The organism is Jeotgalibaca sp. A127 (assembly GCF_052266745.1).
Classification (GTDB): Bacteria; Bacillota; Bacilli; order Lactobacillales; family Aerococcaceae; genus Jeotgalibaca.
Window position 1 is genome coordinate 1 of the sequence record NZ_JBQPRC010000007.1, and the last position, 16,938, is coordinate 16,938.

The window sequence follows — 16,938 nt, forward strand, 5'->3', positions numbered from 1 at the left end:
ATTGCTAGAAATAAAAACAGCAGCTTAGGAACCGTTCGGTTCCCAGCTACTGCTTCATAGATTGTGAATTTTAACCTTCATTCAATCGGAAAAATACACTATCAACACTTCTTGACAAAGAGCCAGAAATGTTTTATTAAGGGATTAAGCATTGTCTGTTTCGATTAATCCGAACTTACCATCTTTACGACGGTAGACAATACTTGTTCCGTTCGTTTCAGAATCTTCGAAAATGAAGAAATTATGTCCTAACATGTTCATTTGTAGAACTGCTTCTTCACTGTCCATTGGTTTCAGTGAAATGCGTTTTGTTCTAACAATTTCTAATTGACCATTATTTTCATCAAGGTCTTCTTCAATCGCAGAAGGTACTGACGCTGGCGTAAATCCTTTTTCGCGTGATTTACGATTAATTTTAGTCTTATATTTACGAACTTGGCGTTCTAGTTTATCGACTACCAAGTCGATGCTTCCATATAAATCGATTGAAGTTTCTTCAGCACGCAATACTAAGTATGGTAGAGGAATCGTTACTTCTACTTTCGCAGTTTTATCAGTGTAAACTTTCAAGTTTACGTGTGCCGTTGCTTCCGGCACATTATCAAAAAACTTCTCCAGTTTGCTGAGTTTTTTCTCTGCATACTCACGAATTGCTGGTGTAACCTCGATATTTTCTCCTCGGACATTGTATCTAAACATAGTGCTCTCTCCTTTCGTCTGATTCATCATCAGAAAAGACTCCTATGGACCACTCATAGGGATTCTTTAATACCATTATAATGTAAGCGTTAAAATTTTACAATCGATTCCATTTAATTATCTTCCTATGGAAAATGAAGAAATCGCAGTGAATCCCGCTTCCCATAATAATTCTTTTGCATGTATTAATGTACGTCCTGTCGTATAAATATCGTCGAACAATAACAAAGACTTGGAATGATCTACTGATAACTCATTAAGTTGGAATGGTTGACCCGTCTGCATTCGTTCCATACGGTTCTTTTCGGACTGTTTTTTGTCCCGGGACACATTCGAAATTAAATTTACATAGGGAATTCCTGCATACTTTAACAATTCTTCACACTGATTAAATCCCCGATTATCCATACTCGCTTTCGAACTAGGCATTGGGACGACAACAGCGTCTTTGTGTTTCCGATAAAATCCCTGCAACGGGTCCGCCATTATTCTCGCATAGCGTGTATCACCTTGGAACTTATAAACTTGCATCCAATTTTTTAAGACATCATCATAGCGAAAAAAGGCTTCATGGGTGACCAAACCATCAACTACCTTTTCTTTCCATTTGATACAATCTCTACAATCCGACATGTCGTCTTGAAGGCGAGAACACCCTGGACATGCCTGATTCCGGTGAATTTCTTGAAATAATTGTGTGCAGCGTTCACATATACAGGACTCTTTATAAGGTTTAAAGGAAACGATTTTAGCTAAAGTCAGCGAATCCTGAATCCCGCGATTACAAATCAGGCAACGTCCCATGTAATAACCCCTTCTCCCTAGCTTGTTGGTTCATCGTTTTAATCTGGGAGACCGCATGCTTTATGGCCTTCGTCTTTCCGTAATGGCCAAACCACACCATCCCTGTCGGGAAGTCTCTATGTCGTCCCGCCCGACCGGCAATCTGGACCAGCGAGGCTTCGGTAAAAACCCTGTCTTCCGCTCCGATTACCAGCACATCAATATCGCGAAAAGTAACCCCCCTTTCAAGAATTGTGGTGGTAAGGAGGAGGGTATATTTTTCTTCACGCATTTCCTTAACTTTTTTAACGCGTTCCGGGTCTTCAGCTGATACAGAGGTAAACGTCATTTCCGGATATAAATCATGCAGCCATTTTTCTAATTCCAGCATTAAACCAATATGGGGCAGGAACAATAAAAAGCGACGTTTTTGATGAACAGCTTTGTCGATTAATTTTATTAATGGTGAACGCCTTTGACGCTTGCGAATAGCTTTGCGCCAGTCACCCAGCCACTTCGTTGTCACTTCAGGCAAGGGATAACCATGGTAACGAGCGGGAAGAACTGTAGCAGGAAGTTCTCCTTTTTTTACTTGCAGTTGCATCATACGAGGCGGAGTAGCCGTCAAATAAAGCAATGCACTGTTATGCTTTCGTGCTTTTTCAGCCCCAAAATGAAGAGCCAGATTATTATGGTAGGGAAATGAATCTACTTCGTCGATGATCAATAAATCAAATGCTTCTTTGAAGCGTAAAAGTTGATGCGTCGTCGCAATGGTCAGAGGGGTATAATGATAAACTTCCTCCATGCCTCCATAAAGTAAAGCGATTGGGATATCCCGAAAAGCCGCCTGTAACCTCGGAGCCAACTCCAGACAAACATCGATTCGAGGAGACGCAATGCAAACCCGGCCTTGTGCCAACAAACAACGGGCTATTCCCTGGAAAATCATTTCCGTTTTCCCCGATCCTGCCACTGCCCAAATTAAGCGTATTTCTTTTTGATACCAAGTTTTGACAATGGCTTCAGAGGCACGTTGTTGTTCAGGAGATAGCACTCCTTCCCAGACCAATGGCGTCTCACTTAATTTATTAAATGCATTTGTTTCCGGTAAAGAATACAAGTGCGTACATTTTTTAAGCTTTCCCATATTGAGGCATACCGAACAATAGAAGCAGTCTGTTCCACACGTACAAGGTCCCATAATGAACATAGCTTCATCATGGGTTCCACAGCGTTGGCATTGCCAAGCATTATTAATTCTTAAAAAAGCCGGGCGTATCAATGCAGTCCCGGGTATGTCGCTTTCGCTTGGCCATTCTTTCATACTAATTTCCCGTCCGAATAATAATTGATCCATCCACTCAACTCCTCTCACATATATATATGCAAAAAAAGGCGAAAAGTTTTATTTTGGTCAATTTTTTTAAATTTAAAAAAGAGAATGAGCCTTTTGGCCCACCCTCTTTCCTATGGCTCTATCATTTATTGTGTTGGTAGTCATCATCTCGAAATCCCGTAGGACGGAGTGGTTGCTTGTGGACGTGTCAAGGATGCAACGCGAAACTAGGGACCGTTGGCGCTTCAGCGTCTACGAGCCCTTTGAGGCTTGCAAGCCCAGAGACTACAGGCTCAGGGCGGTCCCACGGCAGCACACAAGCAACTACGCAAGCCGAAGGGCATTTCCTTAACAACACCAAATACCAAAATTTTTTCCTATCTAGTCGTATCTTCTGTCCAAGTTATCCCTAAGGCACCTTCGCCTAAATGCGTTCCAATCACAGGACCAAAATAGCTGATTTCACAATGAATATCTGGGTATTTAGCCTTGACTTCTCTTACAAGAGCCTCTGCACTTTCCAATCGATTGGCATGAATAACAGTCACAATCAACGGGTATTCAACGCTCTCAACATCGCTGGCCAATAAATCCAGTATCAATTGTAACGCTTTTTTCTTAGTCCGGATTTTTTCAAATACCGTAATTTTTTTATCATTGAAATGTAAAATTGGTTTGATTTTCAGCATTGAACCGACTAAAGCGGCGCCTCCAGAAAGACGTCCCCCTTTTTGAAGGTTAATTAAATCATCCACCATAAAATATGCTTTCGTACGTGCTTTCAGTCTCTTCACACGTGCCACAATTTCTTCCGCATCCATACCTTTTTTAGCAAGCCGTGCTGCTTCCAATACTAGTCTCGCTTGTGGGTAACAACTGATTTCTGAATCCACTGTATAAAGGGGGCACAAAGGAAATTCATCTCTTAAAGTACTCACACTTTGATAGGTCCCACTGATTCCTGATGAAAGATGAATAGAAATAATTGCATCATATTCAGAAGCCAAACGCTTAAACAGTTCATAAGTTTCACCAATAGCTGGTTGTGAACTAGAAGGAAATGTCGTTGTATTTTGGACTTTTTCATAAAATTCTGTTGCAGATAGATCTATATCTTCACGATATGATTTCCCATCTATAGTAACCAATAAAGGGAGCATGAATATATCTTGTTCGTCCAAAAGACTTTTCGGTATATATGCTGTACTGTCTGTAACAATTGCCGTTTTCATAAACTGTTCCTTCCTACTTCTGTAATTGCGCACGCCTCTTTAAACCATTAATGGATGCTTCTTTGTCTGTAAAATGATACACCCTTCCATCAGTATCATAGTAACGGGTATCATTGCCGCGACCCATCATTAAAATAATATCGCCAGGTTCAGCCATTTCAACGGCCTTGTAAATCGCTTCAACGCGATTTTCATAATAAGCAAAGTTTGTAGCACCTTCAGGAATGCCAGGTTTCATCATTTCCCAGATTTCAGCTTGATTTTCACCCATTGTCTCATCTGCAGTCAAAAAAGAAAAATCAGACAGTTCAATCCCGATATTAGTCATAATAGGCCGTTTTTCAAACTCTCTTTTCCCTGCACAGCCAAATACTGAGATAACTCTGCCCTTGGCAATATTTTTTACTGTTTCCAATACTTTCTCCATCGCATCAGGTGAGTGAGCATAATCGACATAAAGACTGATATCCTCTTCCTTAGCAACAAGTTCCATCCGACCAGAAACAACGAGTAAAGATGGAATCGTAGCTACAATCTCTGTTAAAGAATAACCCAGTGCAAATACGGCTGCCATTCCTGCCAATACGTTTGAAACGTTATATTGTCCCACTAAGTTGGAATGGACAGAATAAGACTCGTTTTGATAAATGAGATCAAACGTTGTATGCGATTCCTGATAGACAATATTCGAAGCATAAAAATCACTATTGGAATCAAGAACACTGTAAGACAGTACTTCTCCCACGGTTGCTTCACGATATTCAGCATATGTATGATCGTCTTTATTCAAAACAGCTACTTTATTTGTTTTGTAACTGTTACCCAACTGCGCAAAAAGTAATTTTTTGGCAGCTCGGTAAGCCTCCATGTTCTGGTGCAATTCCATATGTTCATGAGTCAAATTCGTCATGACAGCAACATCATAGTCAACTCCCCATACACGGCCTTTAACAAGCGCTTGCGAGGAAACCTCCATCGCACAAACGGCAACGTCCTTTTCATTCATCTCTTGGAAAACGCGTTGCAAGGTAATGCTATCCGGTGTTGTATTGATTGTAGGAATAAATGTATCGTTGATTTTTATTCCCACTGTTCCAATGACACCCGACCCTAATTGGAGTCCTTTTAAAATGGCTTCAATAATATAAGTGGTTGTGGTTTTCCCGTTTGTACCCGTGATACCAATCATTTTTAATTGGTCACTTGGGTAACCATAGAAAGCATTTGCCAACATAGCCATTGCTTTCGTAGTATCACTAACATAGATAACAGGAATATTACTAATAATTGGTTTACGTGCGACAATTGCAATTGCGCCTTTTTCGATCGCCCTGTCTACATAGTCATGAGCATCAAAATTTGCACCCTCAATACAAATAAATACATCGCCTTCTTCAACTTCGCGTGTATCTTGGGTAATTTTATTTATTTGCGTTTCGGGAAAAGTACCTATCACATGCTTGAATTTAATATGGTTGAATAATTGTTCTAAATTCAAGATAACACCTCTCCTACTACTTTAATTTTAATTAGTCAAAAATCATTATACATGACCTGTCAATAAATAGTCACGCCTTACTGCATGTTTTAGAATTTCTTATGATAGAATAGATACAAAATTCATTCTGGAGGAGGCCACCTAGTTGTTAAAATCTTATTATACCATTGCTGAAAATGGGGAGTATGAAATTATTATTCGGGGTTCACGCTTTATTTGTACGTTGGAACGTGTAGACACAGAAGACGATGCCAAAGCTTTTGTTCAGCGCATAAAAAAAGAACATTGGAAAGCAACACATAACTGTTCTGCCTATCTCATTGGTGATTTGGATGAAGTTCAGCGGGCTCATGATGACGGCGAACCATCCGGTACTGCTGGTGTCCCTATGTTGGAGGTTCTCAAGAAGAACGATTTGAAATATGTTGCGGCCGTGGTTACGCGATATTTTGGTGGAACCAAATTAGGGGCGGGTGGATTGATTCGTGCTTACAGCAAATCTGTATCATCTGCCCTGAAGGAAATTGGCATTGTGGAACGTGCCATTCAAGTCCCGGTATCTTGTACGGTTAGCTACTCTGCTTCTGGTAAGTTAGAAAATAATCTCCTTCAATCTACCTACACTGTTATTGATACTACTTATACGGATCAAGTTACTTTTACAGTCGGTATTCCTACAGATAATGTTGAGATTTTCCAAGCTGAAATGATTGATTTCATGAACGGAAATATCAGCTTTGAAATGGGTGAACCGCAATACGTCGAACGTCGTTTATCAGAAATTGCGGATGATGAATGGGGTGAAGACGAAGATTAACACAAAAAAGAGGCTGTCTAGGATTGGCTTTTAATATCCTTGGCAACCTCTTATTTAGTTTGTTTAGTGTTCCTTTTGAGCCGTCGAAGCAAACGTCGAAGCGGTGTTTTTTCACTATCAAGTAAGTTGAAAGATTCAATAAACAGCATCACTCCAAAAATTAAACCAAGAAGCAAAATGATCGTCCCCAATAAAGATGAAATTGGAAACAATAAGGCGATTAACGAAAAGATGATTCCCATCGCATAAATAAACAAAACAGCTTGCCGGTGGGTAAAACCTAATCGCAATAGCCTGTGATGAAGATGACCCCAATCCTTCTTACTGACGGATTTTTTCTTAAGTAATCTTCGAAAAATTGCGGCTACAGTATCAGTCAAGGGAACGCCTAAAATAGCGATAGGAATGATTAATGAAACAAAAGTGGCTTGCTTAAGGCCGTTTAATGAAAGGGTTGCGATCATGAACCCAATAAACAAAGCCCCGGTATCTCCAAGAAAGATTTTTGCTGGATAGAAATTATGCGGCAAGAAGCCCAACAACACAGCTGCTAGCAAAAAAACCAGCACGACCATTGCATTGTTGGCCGAATTAGTGAAGAAATAGCTTACCAATCCCATGGTCACCAAGGAAATAATCCCCGTTCCCGTTGCCAACCCATCCAGCCCATCCATCAGATTCATCGCATTCGTAATCCCTACAATCCAGAGCATCATGATAAGATAACTAATTTCCTGAAACTCGATAGTACCCAGGAACGCGATGGTGAAGTGGTCCAAACGAATATCTGTGAAGAAGTAATAGATATTCGCACCCAACAAGATGCCGGCCAACTTCTGCCAAGGCTTCAACTCAACTTTATCGTCAATAATACCCGTTAGGACAATAACTGTAGAACTAGCAACCATTGCCCCAATATCCGCTATCTGGTTCTCGCTGGGAATCCCCAGAAAATAAATCAACCAGTAAACCAAGAAGATGCAAATGCCACCCATTGTCGGAATCGGTTTATTATGAATCTTCTTACTGGAAGGTCTATCTACCCAGTTTGCTTTAATGGCCACTCGCCGGAAAGCATGCGTTGCTAGATAACTCAAAAACAACGCTATCATAAATACAATTAAAAAACGCCAAAAGAACCGCATTTGTCACCTCATTTCATTTATAGTTGATTAGTCCCCTAAGGTAAAGAAACCCATTTTTTCCAACTGTCTTGACCCTGTTGTTGTATCATACATCACCCAATCATATTCCTTCAAGATAGCTTGTGAAGACACCGGAAGCTCTTCCCGCGTTTGGACAAAACTGCCATCCGGCAAATAATACATGCCTTTTTCAAACGCTGGAACCTCATTTCTCATCGTCATCATTAATGCGTCAAAAGGTGTTATTTTGGTATCTGTTGCTTCCCAAAGTTCAGTCATGAAGTAGATGGGACTAATAATGTCCCATTTCTTTTGCTCAGATAATTCATTCCCAAAAACGATAACAGGAGTGCGACTAAGCAAATCTCCACTCTGTTGTTTGAATGACTCGTCAAAGATACTTGGCCAGTGGTCACCCCAGAACACCACCACTACCGGTTCATCCATTTCCTGGATGGCTGTGAATAGTTTTTCTAAAGCGTGATCACTTTCAATCAAAGCTTGATGGTACTGGTTAATTTCTTCCTTCACAAATCCTGTATTCAGATGGTTTGGAAATGTTTCATACTTCCCTTGGAATGGCGAATGATTTTGCATCGTTACAAGATGGACAAAATCATAGGATTCGCTTTCCTGCATCCGTTCAACTATTTCTTTATAAGCCGCGTCATCAGAAATATATGGATTCGTTCCAATCCTACCCGTATTTACCATTGTTTCATCATAATAGAACGCTTCAAAACCCAACATTTTGTAATTATCCCGCCGTTTATACATGGATGTATCAAAAGGATGGATAGCAAACGGATAATGCCCCTCCTCTTTTAAACGCGAAACTATGGAAGGAAATGAGGACATTTTTGGAAGAAATTGTGTGAAAGGCGTAGAAATATTTGCTGCGAAAGGCTCCATGGAGTAGCCAGTCAAAGCTTCGAACTCAATATTTGCAGTCCCACCTCCATATCCTTGTGACAACATACTGCCACTACGCGTCTGGTTCGCCAGTTGTCTAGTAAACGGAATCGGGTCAAACGAAGCATCAGCTCTATCTAAAGATAACGGATCCGCAAAACTCTCGTTCATAATATAGATAATATTTGCATCAACATTCGCGTTTTTCCTTGTCGCATTAATCTTCTCAGCTTTTTTTTGATATTTTAAAAACAAAGCTTCCAACTCAGTGGTATCCATGCCAACGGGCTTAACCATTGGATCTGATGGTAGATTGTAGAGAAACCCTGCCACAAATCCTGTATTATAATAGTTCATTTTTTGACTATAAGGAATCCAAGTAGCCGTTCGATCATATGCACGTTTTACGAGATTCCCCTCTTCTTGAAACTGAAATAAGTAATACAACCCCACACTTGTCGTCCCAAGGAGCAAGATGCGGCTCAATATACCGATTTTCACATGCTCTTTACGAAAAAGCCAGACCAACCAGATAACGATGAGCACTATAACGCCTAGCAAAAGGAGAACAACAATCGGCGGTAACATTTTCAATAGGAAATCCACTTCGAATATCATCTTAAAATCTGCTGGATACAAGGGTTCATCTCTTTGGCTCATTTTTTCATAAGTAATGAACCCCGTTAATGCTGAGCTTCCAATCATGATTAAATTTACAACTTTGGCATTATTTAAAAGGGCCCAGAGCCAAAGCGCGGGTACCATTAATACCATCCAACTGAGAAAAAATTTTTCAGTATGCCATAAAAACGTAAAATTAATGACTAAATCCATTCTTAAATCGTTTTGGAACCACTGCAATAACAATTGGCTGATAAAGGTAGTAAAAATGATTGAGAGAACTTGACGTAATACTTTGGCTTTATGGTGGTCACCAAAGAGGAATGGCAACCGTTTTGTTAAACGCTCTTTCAACGCCTGACCACTCCTTATTTGTTATTTTTTCCAAAAGTCATCATATACGGTAATCGGCAAGTGACGTTTATGGCGTGTTTTGATAAACCAACTTTCGATTTTTTCAGCATCCCTATCCAGGACTTCTTTTCCTTCCAGATAATCATCGATTGCTTGATAAGATACACCTAGAGCAACCTCGTCCGGAAGAGCCGGGCGGTCATCTTCCAAGTCAGCAGTTGGCACTTTTTTATACAAATGTTCAGGCGCATCCAAAGCCTTAAGCAGTACTCGCCCTTGACGTTTATTCAAGCGCCAGATAGGTGTTAGATCTGCTGCGCCGTCGCCGAATTTCGTATAAAAACCGGTTACGGATTCCGCTGCGTGATCAGTTCCCAAAACTGCACCTGCATTGTCACCGGCAATCGCATACTGCACCACCATCCGTTGACGTGCTTTGATATTACCTTTATTAAAATCTGAAACAGGTTGACCATTTGCTGTAATCGCTGCTTCAATTGCATCGGTGGCAGCTTTGATATTGACCGTCAGGATTTGGTCCGGACCAATAAAGGACAGCGCATCTTCAACATCTTTTGCATCACCCTGGACACCATAAGGAATTTTAACAGCAATGAACTGGTAATCCTCATTACCGGTCTCATTACGTAATTCAGACATGGCCATTTGAGCCAGCTTACCCACCAATGTTGAATCTTGACCCCCACTGATGCCTAAAACATACGTTTTCAAAAAAGGATGGGCCAACATGTATTCTTTCAGGAAATCGATAGTAATACGAAGTTCTTCGCTCGGATCAATGATAGATTTAACACGTAATTCTTCAATGATTTCTTTTTGTAATGGACGCATTTTTTTCAACCCCTTAAAACATTATAGTTTAGGTGCACCTTGTTGAACCGTTTGTTTGATTTGTTGAATCGTATTCATTTTGTGATCCCAAGCTTTTTGGGACAGATCCACCGGGTAATCTTCTGGATTTAGGATACGCTTATACTCATCCCACAAAGCATGACGATGTTTCAGGGAGTAGGTTTTAATCTCTTCCAGCGTTGGTAATTCATAAACGAGTTCACCATCCACAAAAACATCTTGCAAAATTGGACGAGCAGTAAAATCCGTCACGGTCTTGTTTATGTAAGTATAGGTTGGATGGAACATAAATAACTCTTTTAATTGATCGGGACGCTCTTCCCACAGGGCCACATAATCCCCTTCTGACTTCCCGTCTGAATTCCGAGTAATGCGCCAAACCTGTTTACGGCCCGGTGTCGATACTTTTTCGGCATTACTTGATATTTTTAAAGTATCGACCATCTCACCTTTATCATTTTCAATACTCACTAATTTGTAAACCGCACCCAGTGCCGGTTGATCATAAGCTGTGATTAACTTTGTACCGACTCCCCATACGTCTATTTTAGCTCCTTGCATCTTCAAGTTCAGAATCGTCATTTCATCCAAATCGCTTGAGGCAAAAATCTTGGCATTTGGATAGCCAGCTTCATCCAATTGTTGGCGGATTTTTTTTGATTGGTAGGCCATATCGCCACTGTCAATACGTACACCGATAAAGTTAATTTTATCGCCCAGTTCGTCAGCCACCTGAATTGCAGCCGGAACTCCTGAGCGAAGTGTATCGTATGTATCAACCAAAAAGACACAGTCTTTATGTGAATGAGCATAGGCCTTAAATGCATCATAGTCGTTCCGGTAGACTTGGACCAAGGAATGAGCATGCGTGCCAGCGATTGGCATGTTAAACATCTTGCCTGCCCGGACATTGGAAGTAGCATCAAATCCGCCTATATAAGTCGCCCGAGCCCCCCAAATAGAGGCATCCATTTCTTGAGCACGACGTGCACCAAACTCCATCAATGTATCTTCTTCGGAAACATAGCGAATCCGCGCCGCTTTGGTTGCAATTAACGTCTGAAAGTTGATGATATTTAAAACAGCCGTTTCAATCAGCTGACATTGGGCTAAAGGCCCCTCAACTTGCACAATGGGCTCATTGGCAAAAACAAGTTCGCCTTCTACCGCTGATCTTAAAGTGGCCGTAAAGCGGAAATCTTCCAAGTATTCCAAGAATGCCTCAGGGTAATCCTGGACTTCACGTAAATAGTCTATATCTGTTTTGGTAAAGCGTAAATTTCTTAAGTAGTCAACGATTCGTTCTAACCCCGCAAAAACGGCGTAACCATTGCTGAAGGGATATTTGCGGAAATAAGCTTCAAACACAGCATGTTTATCAGCGATGCCTTCATCCCAGTAGGTTTTCATCATATTGATCTGATACAAATCAGTATGCAAAACCAAACTATCATCTCTATATTGTTCTTCCAACCGGATCACTCCTCAAAATTGTATAATTTCAACTCATTATATCGTAAAACATGTGTATTTTCCTTTAATATTCATCGAAAAAGCTCCCAGACATCATTTTGTCTGAGAGCTTTTTGATTAGTGAATCACTTTAATACCGCGTGCTTCAAATTCTTCCTCTGAATAAATGGCAGTTTCTTGCTCATCCAACCCTTGGGAACTTACTTTGTCGAATAATATTTTTATGGTCTGCAACATAATCTTCATATCCAAAATGAGAGAATATTGTTTGATATAAATCAAATCAAAGTTCAATTTACTATTGAAGTCCGAAGCATATTTTCCATAAACTTGGGCGTAACCCGTAATACCAGCACGTACATTATGACGTAAATAATAATGTGGGTTTTGCTTTTCAAATTGTTCAACAAAGAACGGACGCTCGGGACGGGGTCCAACAATTGACATATCGCCTTTGAGGACGTTGAATAACTGAGGCAGTTCATCAATCCGCAATGCGCGCAAATATTTCCCAACAGGCGTGACACGCATATCATTACTTGTCGCGAGTACCGGACCAGATTCTTTTTCAGCCGTCACACCCATACTCCGGAATTTCAAGATTTCAAATTCTCGCCCTTCCTTGGTAATACGTGTTTGACGATACAAAATCGGACCTTCTGAGCTGCGTTTAACAAGTATTGCAGCTATCGCCATGATTGGCGAGGATACAATAATTAAAGCAACAGAGAAAACAATGTCCAGCAATCGTTTGATCATGTCATCTTCAGAAGGAATTCTAAAAGGTGACACTTCAATAATACTTTCATCTTCAATATTCATCATATTCGGTCTTACCATCATCAAGTTCTCAAAACTCGTATTCAAGAAAAATTTCTTGTCTTTTTCCATCAACAGGTTATAAATACGTAGTTTTTCAGATTCTTCAATCTGGCTGGCCAAATAAACAACATCGATTTCTTCCAGATTTTCACGTACATTTTCGTAATAGGCTGATAACACGACATGCGTGACACGGTGACGGATGCTCTTGGTATTCGTAAAATTATCCACTGCCGCAAAAACTTCTTTTTCCATCCCCACTATCATAACTCGCTTACTACCACTTAATCGTTGATACAATTTGAATACTAGTGCACGCCACAAGAAAAGTATGAGCACGCCAACGAAAAAGGCAATAAGGATCACCGAACGCGGAAATGCTAACCATCTACCAGCGAACGTTAATGCCATAATGTATAACGACATGATAAACTGACCAATAATCGTTATAAATAAGAAATCACCCAGCGATTTGTTATAAAGAATGTAAGTCCCCAATAAGATATTCACAATTAAGAATCCGATGATGACATAAAAGACACTTCCCTGGAATGCTTCTAAGTTACGAATCGGTATTTCTGCTCCATATCTTAAGCGGAACGACAGTAAAAATGAACCCATGTAAAGAATCAAATCAATCACCATGATGGCGATTTTTCGAATCTTTGTCCACTCATCCTGTTGTTTCACATTATTTCCTCCTTTAGTCAATCTTGACTTCATCCATTTTAGCATGAAAATAAAAACTAGAACAGTGATAGAGAGAGGGTAACTTTTTTAATTTTCGGAAATGCTTAAAATCACAGTCCCACCCTCACTCTTTGGAGGAAGAGTGACGGTTATGGTTCCATCTGATTCAGCCTGATACTGTGTACCTGAATATAGGTCTGTCATCTTTTTAGCCGGTGCTACCATTGAAAAAACAGTGGGTTCATCAAGGATATTCAACCCGATGAATAATTCTTCCTTTTTGTAACCGCGACTGAAGACGATATAGCCTTCTTCATTCGATCCTGCCACCGTTTCTCGATTGCCCTTGGAAAAAACGAGGCTATGGTCTTTACGAATTTGGAGCAGTTCTTTATAATGGTTCCGCATGTCAGATGTTTCAGCGCTATCCCAGTCAAAATCATAGCGATTCTCACTATATTCACCTTTATCCATATTTTTGGCGGTCGCACCGGTTTGTCCTAATTCTTCACCATAATAGATTACAGGTTGTCCTTTAGCGGTTATCAATAAGGATGCGGCAACTTTTTGTTTTCCCCTATCCCCTCCTGCTTGACGGTATAAAAAACCATCCTCATCATGGCTGGATAAAAATTGCCCCAATGTTGCATCGCTCGTCAGTTGCTCATTTCGAGCAATCAATTTATCATTGGCACCCACAACGTCCCAGTTTACAAAACTACCGGCAATACTCTTAAACTCAAAATCCAATAAAGAGTCCATTTCTCCATCATGATAATAGCCTCCCGTATTTGCAATGGAGGCGCCATAGTGCTCGCCGATAAACTTGAAATCCGGTTGTTCTTTAATAACCGCATTCTTGAAAGCTTTCCATGTAGTGTCTTCTACATGTTTAATTGTATCCACCCGAAAAAAATCTATGGTGTCCCCACGCTCGGTTTTCGTTTCTTCAATCCAGGCTGTTTGCCAAGATACGAGTTGTTCCCTAACTGCTTCCTCTTCTGTTTTGAAATCAGGCAAGCCAGAAAGTTCTCCCAGTACTGGATGATGAGGGATTGGTTCCTCTCTCAGCATCCCCTCAAATGGCGTTTCGCCTTCAGCCATCTTATAACCAGCATGATTTAACACAACATCCACCATCAACTTGATGCCGTGATCGTGGGCTGTGTCAATCAGCTCCTTGAAGGTAGCTAAGTCTCCTAAGTGCTCATCGATTTTGGTGAAATCTTTCGTCCAATAGCCATGGTAGCCATACTGATTATCATGTTGTTCTTCGCGCATATTCCACTCGATATTGTCTACAATAGGCGTGATCCAAAGGGTATTAATGCCCAAATCTTGAAGATATGGCATCTTATCGATTAAACCACGAAAGTCCCCACCATGATAAGTTTCCGGATGGGTTGTATCATACTGTCGGTTACCAGGGTCATCATTGGTTGGATCGCCATTGTAAAAACGATCCGTCAAAGCAAAATAAATACGGGCTTCATCCCAACTGAAGTCGAGCCCATCATTTTTATCTTCGGACGCTACCAATGTTATTGCTTCTTCGTAAGTTTCTGTTCCTTCTTCAGTTGCAATGGTTACCCTGACAGTTTTTTCTCCGATTTCAACATCATCTTCAATGGCGACACTCAGTTCATTTAATTGCTCATCAAATATCATGTCATTCGGCACACCTAAATCGCTGGCATCCAAAGTAACGTTTTCAACATTTTCATCATAATACACTTCTGGATCGATTCTGACGAGAACACTATCTTGGACGGTGGGTTTTTCTGGATAGTGGGCGACGGCATTCTCATCTTCAGATGTACAAGCGAATAACCCCAATGTTAAAATTGGCAAAATATATTTTAAGCGATTCATTTTCAACTAACACGACTCCTTTTGAAAACGTTTTAATCCATCTAAAAGATAGCACGCGCTAGGAAAATATTCAATTTTTAGGGAGATGTTACCGATATCACTCTCATAATTCAAAAAAGCGACCGGGACGTTTCCCAATCGCTTTTTCTGATTTATTGAATTACATCATGCCGCCCATACCTGGGTCTTGTGGCATCATTGGTTCTGGAGCAGGTTTGTCAGCGACAACACCTTCTGTTGAAAGGATTAGTCCTGCTACACTTGCTGCGTTTTGCAATGCAGAACGCACAACTTTAGCTGGGTCAACAATTCCTGCCTCAATCATGTTTACCCATTCGTCAGTTGCAGCGTTATAACCGATTCCTGGTTCTTCTGTCTTGATGCGGGCTGCAATAACAGATCCTTCAAGACCTGCATTTTCAGCGATTTGACGAACCGGTTCTTCCAATGCACGTGCAACAATGCGAGCACCTGTCGCTTCATCGCCTTTAAGTGCAAGCTCTTGAACGCGTTTTTGAACATTGATTAAAGCAGTACCACCACCAGGGACGATTCCCTCTTCAACAGCAGCACGTGTTGCATTCAAAGCATCTTCGATACGCAATTTACGCTCTTTCAATTCTGTTTCAGTAGCAGCACCAACTTTGATCACTCCTACCCCACCAGATAATTTAGCCAAGCGTTCTTGAAGTTTTTCACGGTCGAAATCAGAAGTTGTTTCAGCAGCTTGTGAACGAATCACTGCTACACGTTGCTCAATCAATTCTTTTTCGCCAGATCCTTCTACGATTGTGGTGTTGTCTTTTGTAACGACTACTTTACCAGCATGTCCTAAGTGTTCAACAGAAGCATCTTTCAATTCCAAACCTAAATCTTCTGCAATCACTGTTCCGCCTGTTAAAACAGCGATGTCTTGCAACATTTCTTTACGACGGTCACCAAATCCTGGCGCTTTAACTGCCGCCACATTGAATGTTCCCCGTAGTTTATTCAATACCAATGTTGGCAGAGCTTCGCCATCCACATCATCAGCGATGATTAACAATGGACGTCCTTCTTTCAAGATTTGCTCCAATAATGGAAGAAGATCTTGAATGTTGGAAATTTTACGGTCAGTAATTAAGATATAAGGCATGTCAAGGCTTGCTTCCATCTTGTCATTATCAGTTACCATGTATTGTGAAAGGTAACCACGGTCAAATTGCATTCCTTCAACAACATCTAATTCTGTTTCGATACCTTTTGATTCTTCAATCGTGATAACGCCGTCGTTACCAACTTTTTCCATCGCTTCAGCAATCAAAGCGCCGACTTCTTCGGACCCTGATGATACAGCTGCAACTTGTGCGATAGATTCTTTTGAATCAACTGTTTGAGAAATTTCTGCCAAACCGGCAATCGCTTCTTTTGCAGCGATTTCGATACCACGACGAACACCAACTGGGTTTGCACCAGCAGTAACGTTTTTCAAACCTTCACGTACAATGGCTTGTGTCAAAACAGTTGCAGTCGTTGTGCCATCTCCAGCAATATCGTTTGTTTTTGAAGCAACTTCAGAAACGAGTTTTGCTCCCATATTTTCAAAATGATCTTCTAATTCAATTTCTTTGGCAATTGTCACACCATCATTTGTAATAAGCGGAGAACCGTATGCTTTTTCCAAAACAACGTTACGTCCTTTTGGCCCTAATGTTACTTTTACAGTGTTTGCCAACATATCAACACCGCGTAATAGCGCTGCTCGTGCGTCTTCAGAGAATTTAATATCTTTAGCCATTTCTAAAATTCACCTCATCCAATTATTTTGA

Annotated in this window: 13 protein-coding genes; 1 reads left to right on the forward strand and 12 read right to left on the reverse strand. The window is 40.7% G+C overall.

All coding sequences use genetic code 11. The features are described from left to right. Positions 1–144 precede the first annotated feature (144 nt). The 5 genes from hpf to ACTVAI_RS08040 form a co-directional block, all read right to left on the reverse strand. Positions 145–699, reverse strand: coding sequence for a ribosome hibernation-promoting factor, HPF/YfiA family (hpf, locus tag ACTVAI_RS08020; RefSeq protein ID WP_443473474.1), 555 nt, complete (start codon positions 697–699; stop codon positions 145–147). 117 nt (positions 700–816) lie between these two features. Continuing rightward, entirely contained in the window at positions 817–1,332 is a 516-nt protein-coding gene (locus ACTVAI_RS08025) for a ComF family protein (protein WP_443486352.1), read from the reverse strand. Between the two features lie 148 nt (positions 1,333–1,480). After that, entirely contained in the window at positions 1,481–2,842 is a 1,362-nt protein-coding gene (locus ACTVAI_RS08030; protein ID WP_443473476.1) for a DEAD/DEAH box helicase, read from the reverse strand. A gap of 356 nt (positions 2,843–3,198) precedes the next feature. Continuing rightward, entirely contained in the window at positions 3,199–4,053 is an 855-nt protein-coding gene (locus tag ACTVAI_RS08035; RefSeq protein WP_443486353.1) for a DegV family protein, read from the reverse strand. Between the two features lie 13 nt (positions 4,054–4,066). Further along, entirely contained in the window at positions 4,067–5,551 is a 1,485-nt protein-coding gene (locus ACTVAI_RS08040) for a UDP-N-acetylmuramoyl-L-alanyl-D-glutamate--2,6-diaminopimelate ligase (protein WP_443486354.1), read from the reverse strand. 145 nt (positions 5,552–5,696) lie between these two features. Between ACTVAI_RS08040 and ACTVAI_RS08045 the strand changes: the two genes are divergently transcribed. Then, positions 5,697–6,368 (forward strand): YigZ family protein, encoded by a 672-nt coding sequence (locus tag ACTVAI_RS08045; protein WP_443473479.1) that lies wholly within the window; start codon positions 5,697–5,699, stop codon positions 6,366–6,368. Positions 6,369–6,418: 50 nt separating this feature from the next. Here the strand turns inward: ACTVAI_RS08045 and ACTVAI_RS08050 are convergent, their stop codons facing one another. The 7 genes from ACTVAI_RS08050 to groL all read right to left on the reverse strand — a co-directional run bounded on the left by ACTVAI_RS08050 (position 6,419) and on the right by groL (position 16,907). Beyond that, positions 6,419–7,513 carry a glycosyltransferase family 4 protein gene (locus ACTVAI_RS08050; RefSeq protein ID WP_443486355.1) on the reverse strand — a complete coding sequence of 365 codons (1,095 nt, stop codon included), beginning with the start codon at positions 7,511–7,513 and terminating at the stop codon, positions 6,419–6,421. Positions 7,514–7,540: 27 nt separating this feature from the next. Continuing rightward, a complete protein-coding gene (locus ACTVAI_RS08055; RefSeq protein WP_443473481.1) occupies positions 7,541–9,400 on the reverse strand; it encodes an LTA synthase family protein in 1,860 nt (619 codons plus the stop codon). 21 nt (positions 9,401–9,421) lie between these two features. Beyond that, complete coding sequence (gene nadE, locus ACTVAI_RS08060; RefSeq protein ID WP_443486356.1) at positions 9,422–10,252, reverse strand: ammonia-dependent NAD(+) synthetase; 831 nt, start codon at positions 10,250–10,252, stop codon at positions 9,422–9,424. Between the two features lie 21 nt (positions 10,253–10,273). Next, on the reverse strand, positions 10,274–11,686 hold the full coding sequence (locus ACTVAI_RS08065) for a nicotinate phosphoribosyltransferase (protein WP_443473593.1): 1,413 nt from the start codon (positions 11,684–11,686) through the stop codon (positions 10,274–10,276). 177 nt (positions 11,687–11,863) lie between these two features. Beyond that, on the reverse strand, positions 11,864–13,258 hold the full coding sequence (locus ACTVAI_RS08070; protein WP_443473483.1) for a sugar transferase: 1,395 nt from the start codon (positions 13,256–13,258) through the stop codon (positions 11,864–11,866). A gap of 87 nt (positions 13,259–13,345) precedes the next feature. Next, positions 13,346–15,130 carry an alpha-amylase family glycosyl hydrolase gene (locus ACTVAI_RS08075; RefSeq protein WP_443486410.1) on the reverse strand — a complete coding sequence of 595 codons (1,785 nt, stop codon included), beginning with the start codon at positions 15,128–15,130 and terminating at the stop codon, positions 13,346–13,348. 160 nt (positions 15,131–15,290) lie between these two features. After that, complete coding sequence (groL, locus tag ACTVAI_RS08080; RefSeq protein WP_443473484.1) at positions 15,291–16,907, reverse strand: chaperonin GroEL; 1,617 nt, start codon at positions 16,905–16,907, stop codon at positions 15,291–15,293. Between the last annotated feature and the right edge of the window lie 31 nt (positions 16,908–16,938).

Bases quoted from the DNA above. Each gene is read 5' to 3' on its own strand.
- ACTVAI_RS08035 (WP_443486353.1), bottom strand. From the start codon at position 4,053: ATGAAAACGGCAATTGTTACAGACAGTACAGCATATATACCGAAAAGT.
- ACTVAI_RS08025 (WP_443486352.1), bottom strand. From the start codon at position 1,332: ATGTCGGATTGTAGAGATTGTATCAAATGGAAAGAAAAGGTAGTTGAT.
- ACTVAI_RS08065 (WP_443473593.1), bottom strand. From the start codon at position 11,686: ATGATGAAAACCTACTGGGATGAAGGCATCGCTGATAAACATGCTGTG.
- nadE (WP_443486356.1), bottom strand. From the start codon at position 10,252: ATGCGTCCATTACAAAAAGAAATCATTGAAGAATTACGTGTTAAATCT.
- ACTVAI_RS08050 (WP_443486355.1), bottom strand. From the start codon at position 7,513: ATGCGGTTCTTTTGGCGTTTTTTAATTGTATTTATGATAGCGTTGTTT.
- ACTVAI_RS08075 (WP_443486410.1), bottom strand. From the start codon at position 15,130: ATGAATCGCTTAAAATATATTTTGCCAATTTTAACATTGGGGTTATTC.
- groL (WP_443473484.1), bottom strand. From the start codon at position 16,907: ATGGCTAAAGATATTAAATTCTCTGAAGACGCACGAGCAGCGCTATTA.
- ACTVAI_RS08030 (WP_443473476.1), bottom strand. From the start codon at position 2,842: ATGGATCAATTATTATTCGGACGGGAAATTAGTATGAAAGAATGGCCA.
- hpf (WP_443473474.1), bottom strand. From the start codon at position 699: ATGTTTAGATACAATGTCCGAGGAGAAAATATCGAGGTTACACCAGCA.